Here is a 14873-nt window from a genome sequence, read left to right on the forward strand (position 1 = left end):
GCCTGTTCCACGCTTAACCCATTTGGAGTGTTTCCCCGGGGAAACACTCCAGGGTGGCGTTTTGTGTGATGGTGTCAGAGCTTGCCGGTGAGTTCCGGGACCAGCGTGAACAGGTCACCGACGAGGCCGATGTCGGCCACTGCGAAGATCGGGGCGTCCTCGTCCTTGTTGATGGCGATGATGGTCTTTGAGTCCTTCATGCCGGCAAGGTGCTGAATCGCGCCCGAGATGCCGACCGCGATGTAGACTTCCGGTGCCACGATCTTGCCGGTCTGGCCGACCTGGTAGTCGTTGGGCACGTAGCCTGCGTCGACGGCGGCGCGCGATGCGCCAATGCCGGCGCCCAGCTTGTCGGCGAGCGGGGTGATGACCTGCTCGAACGTGGCAGCGTCCTTCAGCGCGCGGCCGCCCGAGACGATGATCTTGGCGCTGGTCAGTTCGGGACGTTCCGACTTGGCGATCTCGGCGCTGACGAAGGTCGACAGGCCGCTGTCGGCACCGGCGCTGACGGCTTCGACCGCTGCGCTGCCACCGGTGGATGCAGCCTTGGCAAAGGCGGTGCCGCGCACGGTGATGACCAGCTTTGCGTCGGAGCTTTCGACCGTGGCGATGGCGTTGCCGGCGTAGATCGGACGGGTGAAGGTCTTGGGACCCTCGACCGAGAGGATGTCCGAGATCTGCATCACGTCGAGCAGCGCGGCCACGCGCGGGGCGACGTTCTTGCCGGTGGTCGTGGCGGGCGCGACGAAGGCGTCGTAGTCGGCCATCAGGCCAGCCACGAGCGGGGCGACGTTTTCAGCCAGCGCGTTGTCGAGGCTGGCGTCATCGGCCTTGAGCACCTTGGCCACGCCTGCGATCTGCGCGGCGGCCTGTGCGGCAGCGTCGCAGTTCGATCCGGCGACCAGCGCGGTCACTTCGCCCAGCTGGCCTGCGGCGGTGACGGCGGCCAAGGTGGCATCCTTGACGGAAGCGTTGTCGTGTTCGACGAGAACGAGAACCTTGGACATCAGGCTACTCCCATTTCCTTGAGCTTGGCGACCAGCGTGTCGACATCGGGCACCTTGATGCCGGCCGAGCGCACCGGCGGTTCGCTGACCTTGAGCGTCTTGAGGCGCGCGGCGATGTCCACGCCGTAGTCGGCGGGCGACTTGGTGGCCAAGGGCTTGGACTTGGCCTTCATGATGTTGGGCAGCGAGGCATAGCGCGGCTCGTTCAGGCGCAGGTCGGTGGTGACCACCGCCGGCAATGCGAGGCGCACGGTCTGCAGACCGCCGTCGATCTCGCGCTTCACGACGACCGCATCGCCCTCGACCGAAACCTCGTTGGCAAAGGTGCCCTGCGGACGGCCCAGCAATGCGGCGACCATCTGGCCGACCTGGTTGCTGTCATCGTCGATCGCCTGCTTGCCGGTGATGATCAGCGCCGGCTGCTCCTCATCGGCAATACCCTTGATGATCTTCGCCACGGCCAGCGGCTCGACCTCGGTGCCGTCCTCGACCTGCACCAGCACCGCCCGGTCCGCGCCCATCGCCAGAGCCGTGCGCAGCGTTTCCTGGCTCTTGGCCACGCCCACCGACACCGCCACGATCTCGCTCACCACGCCCTTTTCCTTCAGGCGAATGGCCTCCTCGACCGCGATCTCGTCAAACGGGTTCATGCTCATCTTCACGTTCGCAAGATCAACCCCCGAACCATCCGCCTTCACCCGAGGCTTCACGTTGTAGTCAATCACGCGCTTCACGCAGACCAGGGCTTTCATGTGTCGTGCTCCTGCCAATCCCATGCCGTTGATGCACAGCACCAGAATAGGATGCGGCACCGGCTCGATCCTCGCGATGACGCGGAACGTGGATGGTGTCCACGGTAAATTTGCAAAGGTGCAAAGCGGAACTTTGCAGTTTGGGTCTGTTGAGGAAGCGTTTGGACCGCTGGGCTGGTCAGTGTAAAAGAACGAAGATTCTAATAAAGGAGCGGATGATGCTGAGACTGTCTCGCCAACTTGATTACGGAAAGCCGGCTCCGCCCTTCGAGCTGCCGGACGTCGAAGGAAGGCTGCGGACCTTGGGCAACTTCGCCGAGAGCCCGGCGCTGCTGGTGGCCTTCATCTGCAACCATTGCCCGTTCGTGCTGCACGTGCTGGACGAATTCATCGCCTTTGCGCGGGAGTATCAGCCCAAGGGCCTGCAGGTCGTGGCGATCTCTTCGAACTGGCCGGACGATTTTCCCGAAGACGATTATCCGCACATGCAGAAGCTGGCGGCCGAGAAGGACTTTCCGTTCCCCTACCTCCATGACGAGACGCAGGATGTGGCGCTGGCCTACAATGCGATCTGCACGCCGGATTTCTTCCTCTACGATCGCGAGCGGCTGCTCTACTACGCAGGCCAGTTCGATGCGAGCAGGCCGAAGATCAACCGGCCGCCCGTGCCGGGCCTGCCGCCGCTGCGGACCGACCTGCCGGTGACGGGCGAAGACATGCGCCGCGCCGTGGATGCGCTGCTCGGCGGACAGCCGGCGCCACAGCCGCAGCACCCGAGCGCCGGTTGCAGCATCAAGTGGCGACCGGGGAAGGACCCGTCGTGGGGATGAGCTTGCCGGCCTGAAGGCAACAAAAAAAGGGGAGCGGCGATGCGCTCCCCTTTCCTTTTTTGACGATCCCGCGTCGACTTAGAAGTCGACCGCGAGGCGGACGCCGTAAGTGCGCGGCGTGCCGAACTGCCAGTTGAAGATATCGTCCGGACCTGCGGAGACGAAGCTGCCGTAGGTCAGCGGGCGGGTGCCCTCGATGTTCTTCACGAACGCACTGATCGTGAACTTCTTGTCCTCTGGTTGGTACTCGAGGCTCGCATCGGTCTGGCTGAGCGCGCTCTGCTCACCATCACGATAGTTGTAGAAGTCGGTGAAGTACTTGCTCTTGAAGGTGGTGTTCACCCGTGCGGTCAGGCCACCCATGTCGCCGAGCGGGAAGGTGTGGTCGAGACCGGCCGTGATGACGAATTCTGGCGAGAACGGCGGGCGGTTGCCGGCAAAGTTCGGCTGCTGCACGCCGGGCTTCGTCGGATCGAGATCACCCACGCCGTTGCGGGCGCCGGAGAGGTCGAACACGTTGAACTGGGCGAAGAGCTCCTTGTACTCGGCGTTCAGGTAGTTAGCCGAGGCGTGGAAGTTCGTGCGATCGTCCAGCGCGATGTCTGCCGAGGCTTCGAGACCCCAGATCTTGGCCTTGCCGGCGTTGAAGATCTGGCCGCCGATGGCAGTGTCGAGCAGGACCGAGACCTGCAGGTCCTTGTAGTCGTAGTAGAACCCGCCAAGGTTGAACTGGTGCTGGCCATGATCGCCGAAGGTCTGCTTCCACCCGCCTTCGAACGCGGTATTCGTCTCGGGCTTGTAGGTTCCGACCGAGTCGAAGCCGCCGCCCTTGAAGCCTGTTGAAGCCTTGACGAACAGCAGCGTATCGCTGTTCGGCTTGTAGTTCAGGCCGGCAAGCCAAGTGACCTTGCTGTCGCTGCTCTTGAGGGGCAGGAACGAGGCGTTGATCGCATTGATGTTCTTGCGGCTCGGGCCGGTAGCGAACAGGAACGGACGCGACGGGCCGAAGGGGTTGGCGTTGACGTAAGTCGCATCGCGGCTGTTGTCGGTGTAGCGCAGGCCGCCAACGGCAGTCAGCTGTTCGGTCAGCGGCACTTCGACCTGGCCAAAGACCGACTTGCTGTCGCTTTCGACATAGCGACCGAAGTAGCTGAGGAAGGTGCCGGGCGTGGGGCCGTTGGCACCGAACGGCGGCGCACCGAAGATGAAGCTCGGCAGCATGAAGCCGCTTTCGCGCGCGATCTTCTCCTTGAAGTAGAAGCCGCCCACCTGGTAGATCACCCCGCCGAGCGTGCCGTTGACGCGCAGTTCGTGGCTCTGTGTGTCGGCTTCGTCCTGGAAGTTGTACGACTGGTAGATCGTCGGCAGGGTCAGGCGGCTCGGATCGCCCGAGTACTTGCGGTAACCACCGATGTAGGTCAGCGTTGCGGCATCGCTGATCTCGTAGGCGATGCGGCCGCGTGCGGCCCATGTGTGATCGCTGACATGGCCGATGCCGAAGAGCGGCGCGGCGTAGTTGCTGCGGTCAACCTTCGAGAGCAGGTTGGTGTTGCTGGGCACGCACAGGACCTGCGGATAGGCCGGGGCAACGCGCGTAAAGCCGTTGTTGCAAGTGCCGCCGGTGGGACCGTTGCCAGCAGCGTTGAGATCACCCGCAGCGAAGACGCCCGGAGTGAAGCTGCGGTGCGAGTATTCACCGGCGAGGTTGATGGTCAGGCGATCGACCGGCTCGAGGCGCAGCGAAACGCGGCCGCCGTAGGAGTGGTTGTCGTCCGAGCGTCCTGCCTTGTAGGCCGGGAACACGAAGAAGCCGCCGCCGGCAGGGTGCTTGCTGTAGCCATCGCGGTCATCATAGAAACCCGAGACGCGCAGGCCGGCAACGTCGCCCAACGGCAGATCAACCCCGGCATCGGCGCGCACGGCGTTGTAATTGCCATAGCTGATCGAGCCGTTTGCGCCGAACTCCTTGCCGGGCTTGCGGGTGATGAAGTTGATCGCGCCGCCGGTCGAGTTGCGGCCATAGAGCGTACCCTGCGGGCCGCGCAGCACTTCGACGCGGTCGATGTCGAACAGGGCCATGCCCATCACGTTCGGACGGTTGATGTATTCACCGTCGATGTTGACGACGACCGAGGTGTCCTGCGCTTCGTCGTTCGAGGTGGTGCCGACGCCGCGCACTGTGACCTTCACCGTGCCCTGGTCCTGGTTGAGCTGAACAACAGGCGCGATCTTGCCGACGTCGTTCATGCTGCCGAAGCCAGCCTTCTGAAGCTCCTCGCCGGAGACCACGTCGATCTTGATGGGAACGTCGTTGAGGTTCTGCGCGCGGTTCTGCGCGGTGACGATGATGACGTTGGGATCGGCCTCTTCGGCAGCTTCCTGCGCGTGGGCGGGCAGGGCGAAAGCCAGCGCGCAGGCGCTTGCCAGCAGGGCATGGGTATACAGGGTCTTGGGCATGATCTTCAGTTCCTCCCCAGGTGGCGCCGCGTTGGGCGTGGCAGCGTGTTAGCAGATTAGAATTATAAAAACTAGAACCCCAATTCTATTGGTAGAAAACTTTCGACACCTTGCGGCATTTTTGCAACGCGAGGGCGAGTGGGTTGCCAAATCGTGCCGGGACTGTGGCGCAGGGTTGGCATCAAGTAAAATACACAAGCTTTCAGCTGCCATAGGCAGAGCTTATGAGAGCCTTCCTAGAAGCCGCCGTTGTCATGGAGCCTATGCTCGTTTTGACAATTCACAAAGAAAACAGATTTGATGGAAACCGATCACTTTTTGATATGATTAACGCAAAAAAGGCGTCGGAGAGCCCCCGACGCCTTGATCTTTTGCGCGGCTGGGTCGTGTCAGCCGATGCCCATCAGCCTTGCGTTCAGGGCGCGATCAGCGCCACCGGCGGCGAAGTCATCGAAGGCATGCTCGGTCACCTTGATGATGTGACGGTCGATGAACGGTGCGCCTTCAGCGGCTCCCACTTCCGGGTGCTTGAGCGCGCATTCCCATTCCAGCACGGCCCAGCCGGCATAGTCGTTGGCGGCCATCTTGCTGAAGATGCCGGGGAAATCGACCTGGCCATCGCCGAGCGAACGGAAGCGGCCCGGGCGATCGACCCATGACTGGTACCCGCCATAGACGCCCGAGCGCCCATTGGGACGGAACTCGGCGTCCTTCACGTGGAAGCACTTGATGCGTTCGTGGTAGATGTCGATGAAGGCGAGGTAATCGAGCTGCTGCAGCACGAAGTGGCTGGGATCATAGAGAATGTTGGCGCGCGGATGGTTGCCGACGCGTGTCAGGAACATCTCGAACGTGACGCCGTCGTGGAGATCCTCGCCGGGATGGATTTCGTAGGCAACGTCGACGCCGTTTTCATCGAACACGTCGAGGATCGGCTTCCAGCGGCGGGCCAGTTCGTCGAAGGCGTCCTCGACAAGCCCTGCCGGCCGCGCTGGCCATGGGTAGAAGTAGGGCCAGGCGAACGCGCCCGAGAACGAGGCGTGCGCTTTCAGGCCAAGGTTGGCACTGGCCTTGGCGGCGTACTTCATCTGCTGTACGGCCCAGGCCTGGCGGGCGGCGGGATTGCCGTGGACCGCTTCCGGGGCAAAGCCATCGAACTGCGCATCGAAGGCCGGGTGCACGGCCACGAGCTGGCCCTGGAGGTGGGTGGAAAGCTCGGTGATCTCCAGCCCCTTGTCGGCGAGCATGCCCTTGATCTCGTCGCAGTAGGTCTGGCTCGTCGCGGCCTTTTCGAGATCGAACAGGCGACCGTCCCAGCTGGGGATCTGGATGCCCTTGTAACCGAGCCCCGCCACCCAGTCGGCGATGGCTTCGAGGCTGTTGAACGGTGCGGCATCGCCCGCGAACTGGGCGAGGAAGATGCCCGGGCCCTTGATGGTCTTCATGGCGCTTTTATCCTCAGAGCTTGACCCAGCCGGCATTGTCGCGGCTGGCGGAAACGGCGGTGTCAATGAATGTCATGCCGCGCACGCCATCGGCAATGCCGGGCAGGAGCGGAGCGCTGTCACCGCGCAAGAGGGCGGCAAAATCGCGATAGAGGTTGGCGAAGGCTTCGAGATAGCCCTCGGGGTGCCCGCCGGGCGTGCGCGTGCGCGATGCTGCGTCGCTGCCGAGGACCCCTGTGCCGGAGCGTACGAGAGTGCAGGTGCCGTCGAGCCGGTTGATGGTGAGGGTGTTGGGCTCTTCCTGTTTCCAGGTCACGCCGCCCTTGTCGCCATAGGCGCGGATGCGCAGGCCATTGAGTTCACCGACTTCGATCTGGCTGGCGAGCAGCACGCCGCGCGCACCGTTATCGAAGCGCAGGAGGATCGAGCAGTCATCGTCGAGCAGGCGGCCGGGCACGACCGCGCCAAGATCGGCCAGCAGTTCGGTGACGCGCAGGCCGGTGACGAACTCGGCCAGCTGGAAGGCATGGACGCCGATATCGCCAATGCAACCGCCGAGACCCGCCTTGGCAGGATCGACGCGCCATTCCGCCTGCTTGCCGACCGCTTCTCCTGCCAGCCAGCCTTGTGGATACTCGACGACAACCTTGCGCACGGTGCCGATCTCGCCGGCGGCAATGCGGGCGCGGGCTTCGCGGACCAGCGGGTAGCCGGAGTAGGTGTAGGTTACGCCGAACGGCTTGCCTGCATCCGCCACCACTGCGGCCAGCTCGTGCGCCTCGGCCAGCGTGGCGGTGAGCGGCTTGTCGGTCATCACCGGATAGCCGGCCGCGAGCGCGGCGCGGGCTGAAGGGAGGTGGTTATGGTTGGGCGTGACGATCGAGACGAAATCGATCCCGTCCGCGCGCGAGGCTTCGGCGGCGAACATCGCGTCGAGCGAAGGGTAGGCGCGGGCGGGATCGATGCGATAGCTTTCGCCTGCGGCCGCGCTGCGGGCGGCATCACTGGAAAAGACCCCGGCGACAAGTTCGATCTCGCGGTCCAGTTCAGCGGCAAAGCGGTGCACCGGGCCAATGAAAGCACCCGGCCCGCCACCAATCAGTGCCATCCGCAAACGCCGCATCAGTCTCTCCTAATTTAGAAAAACCATTCTATTTTCAAAATTCGTCCGGTCAAGGTTCGGCGTACGCCGATTTGCCATCGCCAAGCTTTGCGATTCGTGTAACAAACCCGCGCATCGTTCTAGAACCAAAATTTTCTTTGAAGGCGAACGGGTACGCAATGGCACGAGCGGGTAGGCAGGCGGAAGAACCGGAACTGGCAGTTGAAACGGTCAGCCGCAAGCCCCAGCAGGGCCGGAGCAAGGCTTCGCTGGAGCGGATGCTGTCCGCAGCGCGCGAACTGATGCTGGAGCGGGGCAGCGAAGACTTTACGCTGCAGGACGTGAACCAGAAGGGTAACGTCTCCATCGGTTCGATCTACCTGCGATTCCAGAGCAAGGACAACCTGGTCCGCGCGGTGATTGCCCGTGCGCTTGAAGACATTGCCGCTGCCGAAGATGCGATGGTGGCCGAGGTGCTGGCGCAGTCCCCCACGCTTGACGAGTTCATGCCGCGCTACGTGGCGGGCTATGCCGAAGTGTTGCGCGTGAATGCGCCGCTGCTGCGCCTTGCGATGGAACGGGCGTCGTTCGATCCGCTTGTTTCCAAGCCGGGCAAGGATCACGCCTTCCGTGCGACGCAGCTCGGCATGAACGCGATGCTCCACTATCGCGACACGTTTGGCGGCAGCGACCATGAGACCAAGGCCAATTCGGCCTACAAGATCGTCTTCGCCACGCTGGCGCGCCAGCTCAGCCTCGGCTCCTCGGGCGAAGCGGCACATGATTATGACTGGGAAGTCCTGAAGCGCGAACTTGGCCGCATGTGCCTGGCGTATCTGCGCGCTCCCTGAGGGGCCTGAAGGTCGGGGGCGGAAGGTTCAGCCTTGGGCGAGCAGGCGCTTCATGATCGCGCGGACTTCGTCGGCCATGTCGGGGCGTTCGAGCGCGAGCGACAACGTCGCCTCGACGAATCCGGCCTTGCTGCCGCAGTCAAAGCGGCGTCCATCAAACTTCACGGCGTGGAAGGGCTGCTGGCCGATCATCCGGGCCATCGCGTCGGTCAACTGGATTTCGCCCCCGGCACCCTTTTCCTGGCTCTCGAGCGTGCGCATCACTTCGGGCTGGAGGATGTAGCGGCCAGAGATGATCAGGTTTGAAGGCGCATCCTCGCGCCTGGGCTTTTCGACGAGGCCGGTGACTTCAGTAAGAGAATCCGAGACGCTCTGGCCGGGCGCGATCACGCCGTAGCTGGACACCTCCTCCTGCGGCACTTCGAGCACGGAGATGAGGTTGCCGCCGACTTCGTTGTAGGCATCGACCATCTGCTTCATGCAGCCGCCCTTGCCACCGGGATCGCCGACCATCATTTCGTCGGGCAGGAAAATCGCAAAGGGTTCATTGCCGACGACCGCGCGGGCGCACCAGATCGCGTGGCCCAGGCCCATCGGCACCTGCTGGCGCACGATGACAAGATTGCCCGGCAGAATGCGCGTGGGCTCAAGCACTTCGAGCGCCTTGCCGCGATCGGACATGGTGTGTTCAAGTTCGTAGGCGGTGTCGAAGTGTTCGACGATGGCGGTCTTGCCGCGACCGGTCACGAAAATGAGCTGTTCGATCCCGGCCTCGCGCGCTTCGTCGACCGCGTACTGGATCAGCGGACGGTCGATGATCGGCAGCATTTCCTTGGGGATCGCCTTGGTGGCAGGCAGAAAGCGCGTGCCAAGACCTGCGACCGGAAAAACGGCCTTGCGGATCGGCTTTCGCGAAGTGTCAGAACCCATTTTCCAGCCAATATCCATGCTTTGTTGCATCCTCATGATGCACTGCACAATTACTGAGGTGAAATGTCAAGCGCGTGACGTCACGTTATCGTATGCCCCAAGCTTGCACCGCCCTGAAAACCGGATAAACGGCAGCGATGGACAAGATCATCATCCGTGGCGGCAAGCGCCTTTCGGGAACGGTGCCGGTTTCGGGCGCCAAGAATTCGGCCCTCACGCTGCTGCCGTGCGCGCTGCTGACCGATGAGCCGGTGACGCTGCGCAACCTGCCGCGCCTGGCCGACATCGACGGTTTCCAGCACCTGATGAACCAGTTCGGGGTTTCCACCTCGATCGCAGGCGCGCGGCCCGAGGATTTCGGCCGGGTGATGACGCTGCAGGCGACGCGGCTGACCTCGTCGGTCGCGCCCTATGATCTGGTGCGCAAGATGCGCGCGTCGATCCTCGTGCTCGGGCCGATGCTGGCGCGCGCGGGCGAGGCGACGGTTTCGCTGCCCGGCGGCTGCGCCATCGGCAACCGTCCTATCGACCTTCACCTCAAGGCGCTGGAAGCGCTGGGCGCGACGATCGAACTGGCCGCCGGTTACGTGCGCGCAATCGCGCCGGATGGCGGCCTGCCGGGTGGGCGCTATTCGTTCCCCGTCGTCTCTGTCGGCGCAACCGAGAATGCGCTGATGACCGCCGTGCTGTGCAAGGGCAAGTCCACCCTGCACAACGCCGCGCGCGAGCCGGAAATCGTCGACCTGTGCAATCTGCTGGTGGCGATGGGTGCGCAGATCGAGGGCATCGGCACGTCGGACCTGACGATCCATGGCGTCGACCGCCTGCACGGCGCGACCTACATGGTCATGCCCGACCGCATCGAGGCCGGGTCCTATGCCTGTGCCGCCGCGATCACCGGCGGCGATGTCATGCTCCAGGGCGCGCGGATCGAGGACATGGAAGCGACCGTGCAGGCGCTGCGTGATGCCGGCGTTCATGTCGAGCCGCGCAAGGGCGGCATTTACGTGGCTGCCGATGGGCCGCTGAAGCCGGTAACGCTCTCGACCGCGCCTTATCCCGGCTTTGCCACCGACATGCAGGCACAGCTGATGGCCATGCTGTGCCTTGCCAAGGGGTCTTCGGTGCTGACCGAGACGATCTTCGAGAACCGCTACATGCACGTGCCGGAACTGAACCGCATGGGCGCGCGGATCGAGACCAAGGGCCGCACCGCCGTGGTCCATGGCGTCGACAAGCTGACCGGGGCTGAAGTCATGGCGACCGACTTGCGCGCTTCGATGAGCCTGGTGATTGCCGGCCTTGCCGCCGAGGGCGAAACCCAGGTGCATCGCCTCTATCACCTCGACCGAGGGTATGAGCGGCTTGAGGAGAAGCTATCGCTGCTGGGTGCCGAGATCGATCGCGTCGGGGGCGACTGACGAGCGGGATCAGTCCAGCCGCACCTTGCCGCGTCCAGCCTTTACGGCGCTCCTGATCTTCTTGCCCGCCAGCCGCTCGGTCTTGCCGACGCGGTTGAGGCGGGACTTGGCGCGCTTGGTCGGCAGGTTGCACGCCTCACGCAGCAGCTCTGACAGCCGCTTCCTCGCATCCTCGCGGTTCTGCTCCTGCGTGCGATAGCTGCGCGCGGTCAGGACGATCTCCCCCTTCGCCGTCATCTTGCTGCCGGCGAGGGTCTTGAGGCGGTGGAAGATCTCTGGCGGCAGCCGCAGCATGAAAACGTCGAGCCGCAACTGTACCGCGGTCGCCACCTTGTTGACGTTCTGCCCGCCGGGGCCAGCCGAGGCGATGAAGCTCTCCTCGACCAGCGTCAGCGCGTGGGCGACGAGAGCATCGGGCGACATGTCAGGCCCCGATGTCCGGAAGATCAGTGTCCGGTTGCTCAGGAGCAGGCAGTTCGAACCCGAACGCCGCAAAATCGAGCGGCATTGGCGAATAGGCGTCGATCGGTGGCTTGCCGTCGCGCTTCACCACCAATTCCGAGGCGTGCAGCATGGTGCGCCAGGCAAGCTTGCCATCGCCGTAGATCGGATCGCCGACCAGTGCGTGGCCAAGCCCGGCGAGGGCGTGGATGCGGATCTGGTGGGTGCGGCCGGTCTCGGGGCGGAATTCCACCAGCGTCAAGCCGGGCTTGCGCGACAGCACTTTCCAGTGCGTGACGGCTGGCTTGCCCTTCTTCGCCGGGATCATGCGCCAGCCCTTCTCGGCCGAGCTGATCTTGGACAGGGCGAGTTCGATCGTGCCGCTTTCGCCCTGCACTTCGCCAGCGACGATGCCGAGATAGACCTTGTCCACCTCACGCGCTTCGAACGCGGCGGAAAAGCGCTTCAGCGCCTTGGGATTGCGGGCGAGGAGCAGGCAGCCGGAGGTGTCCTGATCGAGCCGGTGAACAGGCTGCGGCTCGCGCTGGAAGCCGAAGCGCAAGGCGTCGAGATGGTTCTCGAGACTGTCGCCACCAGCGCGGGGCGGGTCGAGCGGCAGGCCCGCAGGCTTGTCGATCACCAGCGCTTCGCCGTCTTCGAACAGGATGGAAAAGTCGATCACGCTACCGCCTTTGCTATACGCCGCAGCGCTTCTTCGAGTTTGGATTCATCGGCCGCGAAGCTGATGCGGAAGCCGTCCTTGCCGCCGAAGGCCGAGGCAGGGACAACCGCCACGCCGCTTTCAAGCAGGTGGAGGCACAGCGCCTCGTCATCTCCGAACCGTGCCATCAGTGGCGCGGCATCGACCATGCAATAGAACGCGCCGTCGGGGATCGGGGTCGAGAGGCCGGGGATCGCGTTGATTGCGGCACAGACCATGTCACGCCGCGCGCGGAAGCGTTCGCGCCAGTCGACCAGGAACTCCTGCGGGCCTTCGAATGCGGCGACGGCAGCGGCCTGCGAAATAGAGGCGGGATTGCCCGACGAGTGTGATTGCAGCCGCCCCATCGCGCCGATCAGCCAGGCGGGGCCTGCCGATACGCCGATGCGGAAGCCGGTCATGGCGTGGCTCTTGGACACGCCGGAAACCGTCAGGATACGGTCGGCAAGGTCCGGGCATTCCACGGCGAGCGTGGCGTGAAGGCCCTCGCCATAGCGGAGTGGTGCGTAGATGTCGTCGCTCATCACCAGCACCCGCGGATGGCGGCGCAGCACTTCGCCCAGCGCGCGCAACTCCTCGGCAGGATAGGTCGCGCCGGTGGGGTTGCCGGGGCTGTTGAGCAGCAGCCAGCGGGTGGCAGGGGTGATCGCGGCTTCTAGTTGCTCGGTCGTGATGCGGAAGCCGCCCGCAGCATCGGTCGGCAGGTCCACGACTTCGGCGCCTGCAAAGCGCACGATTTCGGGGTAGCTGACCCACCATGGCGAGGGGATCAGCACTTCGTCGCCCGGATCGAGCGTGGCGAGCAGCGCGTGGAAGATCGCCTGCTTGCCGCCTGCGCTGACGATCACCTGCGAAGGTGGCACCGCGATGCCGAGATCGCGCCTGAAATGCAGCGCCGCCGCCTCGCGCAAACGCTGCGTGCCGACGACGGCGGTGTACTTGGTATCGCCCGCATCCAATGCATCCTTGGCCGCCTGCACGACATGCGCCGGGGTGGCAAAGTCCGGCTCGCCGACCGAGAGCGAGATCACGTCGCGCCCCTCGGCCCGCAGCTGGATGGCGCGGTCGGTGATGGCGGTGGTCTGCGATGGCGCGATCCGCGCGAGGGCTTTTGAAAGCTGGGTCATAGGGTTCAGGAGCCGAGCAGTTGCGCCGGGATCAGTCCGCGCAGGGCATTGCCGACAAGGAACCCCCCCGCGAGATCATCCAGCGTCAGGTCGGCCTCTTCAGCGCGTCCGGCCTCGATCAACGAACGGCGCAGCACGCCCGGCAGCAGGCCGAGGTCGGCGCGAGGGGTGAGCAGCTTGCCATCGCGTTCGACGAAAATGTTGGTGAAGGTGCCTTCGGTGATCAGGCCATCGTCGCGCAGGAACAGCGCCTCGCCAGCGCCAGCCTTCTTTGCGGCGGCAAGGCCGGCTTCGTAGAAGGCGCGGTCGGTGGTCTTGTGGCGCAGGCGCCAGTCGCCGTCTGAGACTGGCAGGGGCAGCACTGCGCAGGTCAGGCTTTCGAGCGGCGCGGGCATGGGCGAAGCGTCAAGCGCATGGGCGCCGCCCTTCGATGCGACGAGCCGCACTTTCGCGGGCGCATCAAGATCGAAGCACAGCGCGTGGATGGCGTTGCGCACGGCGTGGCGATCGAAGCTGAAGCCCAGTGCCAGCGCGCTCGCCTTCATGCGTTCGAGGTGCAGTTCGAGCAGCTCGATGCCCTTGGCGGGATCGAAGGCCATCGTTTCGATCAGGTCGGCATGGCCGGCAGACAAGCGCAAGAAATTTCCCTTCACCACGCATTCGCGCCATTCGCCGATCATCGCGGAATCGGCGACCACGGCCGACCCCACCCCCATCACGGCGCGACCGTCCGGCGAGAGGCGCACCGTGCGGATTGCCACATTGAAGGCAGCATCGCCAGAGGGGTCTATGCGTCCGATCGAACCGCAGTAGAGCCCCCGAGCATCGCGCTCTGCCTGGTGGATGATCTCCATCGCGCGGATCTTGGGCGCGCCGGTGATCGAGCCGCAGGGGAAGATCGCGCGGAGCAGGCTGCGCACGTCCTGGCCAGAATCCAACTCTGCCCGAACTGTCGTGACCATCTGGTGAACTGTCGGGTATGTCTCGATGGCAAACGGGGACTCGACGCGCACCGAACCGGGGCGTGACACGCGCGCCAGGTCGTTGCGCATCAGGTCGACGATCATCAGATTCTCGGCGCGGTCCTTCACGCTGGCGGAAAGGTCCGCCTTGAACCGTGCATCCTCTTCCGGAGTGCTCCCGCGCGGAGCGGTGCCCTTCATCGGGCGGACGCGGGCTTCGCCGTTCGCAAGCTTGAAGAACAGTTCGGGCGAGAACGACAGGTGCCAGTGCGAACCGTCCCAGATCACCCCGCCATACCCGGCGCCGGCATCTGCCCGGACGTCGGCATAGATCGCCAGCGGGTCGCCGTCCCATGTACCGGCGAGCGGAAAAGTGAGGTTGGCCTGATAGATGTCGCCCGCGCGGATCGCTTCCTGCACGAGATTGAAGGCGCGTGCATAGCCGCCCGAGGAAATCGCCGCGCCCATCGGGCCGAGCCTGCCCGAGCCCGTGGCGGTGGTGGCAAGCCAGCGTTCGACTTCGGCGCTGGCCATGCGCGTGACCTTGCCGAAGCGGGCGAACCACACCAGCGGCCCTGCGGCACCAGTGCGCTCTGCGGCCAAAGGGGCGAGGCGGGGTTCGAGCGCGAGCCCGGCCTCGTAGGCGAGGTAGCCCGCCCAGTCGCCCGGCGTGGCGGCGATTTGTGCCAGCGCCGCTTCGACTTCGTCAGCCCGGCGTGCGACGACGAGTTCGAGCACGTCTTCGTAGAGGCGCGCATCGCTGGCGCCCTCGGTGCGGGCGTCGTCTAGCAGGATGAAGGGGGCGCGGGTCATAGGCTTGGGGGCGC

The 14873-nt window shown here is 64.5% G+C and carries 13 protein-coding genes; 3 read left to right on the forward strand and 10 right to left on the reverse strand.

The features are described from left to right. Nucleotides 1-74 precede the first annotated feature (74 nt). Nucleotides 75-1007, reverse strand: a complete 933-nt coding sequence (locus ACZ1JY_RS12355; protein ID WP_465129463.1) for an electron transfer flavoprotein subunit alpha/FixB family protein — start codon at nucleotides 1005-1007, stop codon at nucleotides 75-77. After that, a complete protein-coding gene (locus ACZ1JY_RS12360; RefSeq protein WP_465129464.1) occupies nucleotides 1007-1759 on the reverse strand; it encodes an electron transfer flavoprotein subunit beta/FixA family protein in 753 nt (250 codons plus the stop codon). The genes ACZ1JY_RS12355 and ACZ1JY_RS12360 overlap by 1 nt, the downstream gene beginning before the upstream one ends. A gap of 218 nt (nucleotides 1760-1977) precedes the next feature. On the opposite strand from ACZ1JY_RS12360, the gene ACZ1JY_RS12365 reads away from it, so the two are divergent. Then, nucleotides 1978-2589 (forward strand): thioredoxin family protein, encoded by a 612-nt coding sequence (locus tag ACZ1JY_RS12365; RefSeq protein WP_062343283.1) that lies wholly within the window; start codon nucleotides 1978-1980, stop codon nucleotides 2587-2589. A gap of 78 nt (nucleotides 2590-2667) precedes the next feature. On the opposite strand, the gene ACZ1JY_RS12370 is transcribed toward ACZ1JY_RS12365, so the two are convergent. From ACZ1JY_RS12370 to ACZ1JY_RS12380, 3 genes are all read right to left on the reverse strand, one after another. Then, the gene (locus tag ACZ1JY_RS12370) at nucleotides 2668-5046 is read right to left on the reverse strand and encodes a TonB-dependent receptor (protein ID WP_168903073.1); all 2379 of its coding nucleotides are present in this window, start codon (nucleotides 5044-5046) and stop codon (nucleotides 2668-2670) included. Nucleotides 5047-5435: 389 nt separating this feature from the next. Further along, nucleotides 5436-6491: a sugar phosphate isomerase/epimerase family protein gene (locus ACZ1JY_RS12375; protein ID WP_465129465.1), complete on the reverse strand. Its 1056-nt coding sequence runs from the start codon at nucleotides 6489-6491 to the stop codon at nucleotides 5436-5438. A 13-nt stretch (nucleotides 6492-6504) separates the two neighbouring features. Continuing rightward, nucleotides 6505-7614 (reverse strand): Gfo/Idh/MocA family protein, encoded by a 1110-nt coding sequence (locus tag ACZ1JY_RS12380; protein ID WP_168903071.1) that lies wholly within the window; start codon nucleotides 7612-7614, stop codon nucleotides 6505-6507. 158 nt (nucleotides 7615-7772) lie between these two features. Here ACZ1JY_RS12380 and ACZ1JY_RS12385 point away from each other — a divergent pair, with 158 nt between their 5' ends. Further along, entirely contained in the window at nucleotides 7773-8444 is a 672-nt protein-coding gene (locus ACZ1JY_RS12385) for a TetR/AcrR family transcriptional regulator (RefSeq protein ID WP_465129466.1), read from the forward strand. 27 nt (nucleotides 8445-8471) lie between these two features. Here ACZ1JY_RS12385 and galU read toward each other — a convergent pair whose 3' ends face one another. Next, nucleotides 8472-9410 carry a UTP--glucose-1-phosphate uridylyltransferase GalU gene (galU, locus tag ACZ1JY_RS12390; RefSeq protein WP_465129467.1) on the reverse strand — a complete coding sequence of 313 codons (939 nt, stop codon included), beginning with the start codon at nucleotides 9408-9410 and terminating at the stop codon, nucleotides 8472-8474. Nucleotides 9411-9511: 101 nt separating this feature from the next. Between galU and murA the strand changes: the two genes are divergently transcribed. Then, nucleotides 9512-10795 (forward strand): UDP-N-acetylglucosamine 1-carboxyvinyltransferase, encoded by a 1284-nt coding sequence (murA, locus tag ACZ1JY_RS12395; protein ID WP_168903069.1) that lies wholly within the window; start codon nucleotides 9512-9514, stop codon nucleotides 10793-10795. Nucleotides 10796-10804: 9 nt separating this feature from the next. Here the strand turns inward: murA and arfB are convergent, their stop codons facing one another. The 4 genes from arfB to pabB are packed head-to-tail and all read right to left on the reverse strand — an operon-like array spanning nucleotide 10805 to nucleotide 14859. Further along, nucleotides 10805-11218: an alternative ribosome rescue aminoacyl-tRNA hydrolase ArfB gene (gene arfB, locus ACZ1JY_RS12400; protein WP_168903068.1), complete on the reverse strand. Its 414-nt coding sequence runs from the start codon at nucleotides 11216-11218 to the stop codon at nucleotides 10805-10807. Between the two features lies 1 nt (nucleotide 11219). After that, a complete protein-coding gene (locus tag ACZ1JY_RS12405; RefSeq protein WP_465130910.1) occupies nucleotides 11220-11915 on the reverse strand; it encodes an RluA family pseudouridine synthase in 696 nt (231 codons plus the stop codon). Further along, the gene (locus ACZ1JY_RS12410) at nucleotides 11915-13084 is read right to left on the reverse strand and encodes a pyridoxal phosphate-dependent aminotransferase (RefSeq protein WP_465129468.1); all 1170 of its coding nucleotides are present in this window, start codon (nucleotides 13082-13084) and stop codon (nucleotides 11915-11917) included. The genes ACZ1JY_RS12405 and ACZ1JY_RS12410 overlap by 1 nt, the downstream gene beginning before the upstream one ends. Nucleotides 13085-13089: 5 nt before the next feature. Further along, nucleotides 13090-14859, reverse strand: coding sequence for an aminodeoxychorismate synthase component I (pabB, locus tag ACZ1JY_RS12415; protein ID WP_465129469.1), 1770 nt, complete (start codon nucleotides 14857-14859; stop codon nucleotides 13090-13092). Between the last annotated feature and the right edge of the window lie 14 nt (nucleotides 14860-14873).

The sequence above is a fragment of the Novosphingobium sp. BL-A-41-Hi4B-X5A genome (assembly GCF_055521705.1).

Coding starts and splice junctions, on each gene's coding strand:
- ACZ1JY_RS12355 (WP_465129463.1), bottom strand. CDS start 1,007: ATGTCCAAGGTTCTCGTTCTCGTCGAACACGACAACGCTTCCGTCAAG.
- ACZ1JY_RS12375 (WP_465129465.1), bottom strand. CDS start 6,491: ATGAAGACCATCAAGGGCCCGGGCATCTTCCTCGCCCAGTTCGCGGGC.
- galU (WP_465129467.1), bottom strand. CDS start 9,410: ATGAGGATGCAACAAAGCATGGATATTGGCTGGAAAATGGGTTCTGAC.
- ACZ1JY_RS12365 (WP_062343283.1), top strand. CDS start 1,978: ATGCTGAGACTGTCTCGCCAACTTGATTACGGAAAGCCGGCTCCGCCC.
- ACZ1JY_RS12385 (WP_465129466.1), top strand. CDS start 7,773: ATGGCACGAGCGGGTAGGCAGGCGGAAGAACCGGAACTGGCAGTTGAA.
- ACZ1JY_RS12360 (WP_465129464.1), bottom strand. CDS start 1,759: ATGAAAGCCCTGGTCTGCGTGAAGCGCGTGATTGACTACAACGTGAAG.
- ACZ1JY_RS12410 (WP_465129468.1), bottom strand. CDS start 13,084: ATGACCCAGCTTTCAAAAGCCCTCGCGCGGATCGCGCCATCGCAGACC.
- ACZ1JY_RS12380 (WP_168903071.1), bottom strand. CDS start 7,614: ATGCGGCGTTTGCGGATGGCACTGATTGGTGGCGGGCCGGGTGCTTTC.
- ACZ1JY_RS12370 (WP_168903073.1), bottom strand. CDS start 5,046: ATGCCCAAGACCCTGTATACCCATGCCCTGCTGGCAAGCGCCTGCGCG.
- arfB (WP_168903068.1), bottom strand. CDS start 11,218: ATGTCGCCCGATGCTCTCGTCGCCCACGCGCTGACGCTGGTCGAGGAG.
- pabB (WP_465129469.1), bottom strand. CDS start 14,859: ATGACCCGCGCCCCCTTCATCCTGCTAGACGACGCCCGCACCGAGGGC.
- murA (WP_168903069.1), top strand. CDS start 9,512: ATGGACAAGATCATCATCCGTGGCGGCAAGCGCCTTTCGGGAACGGTG.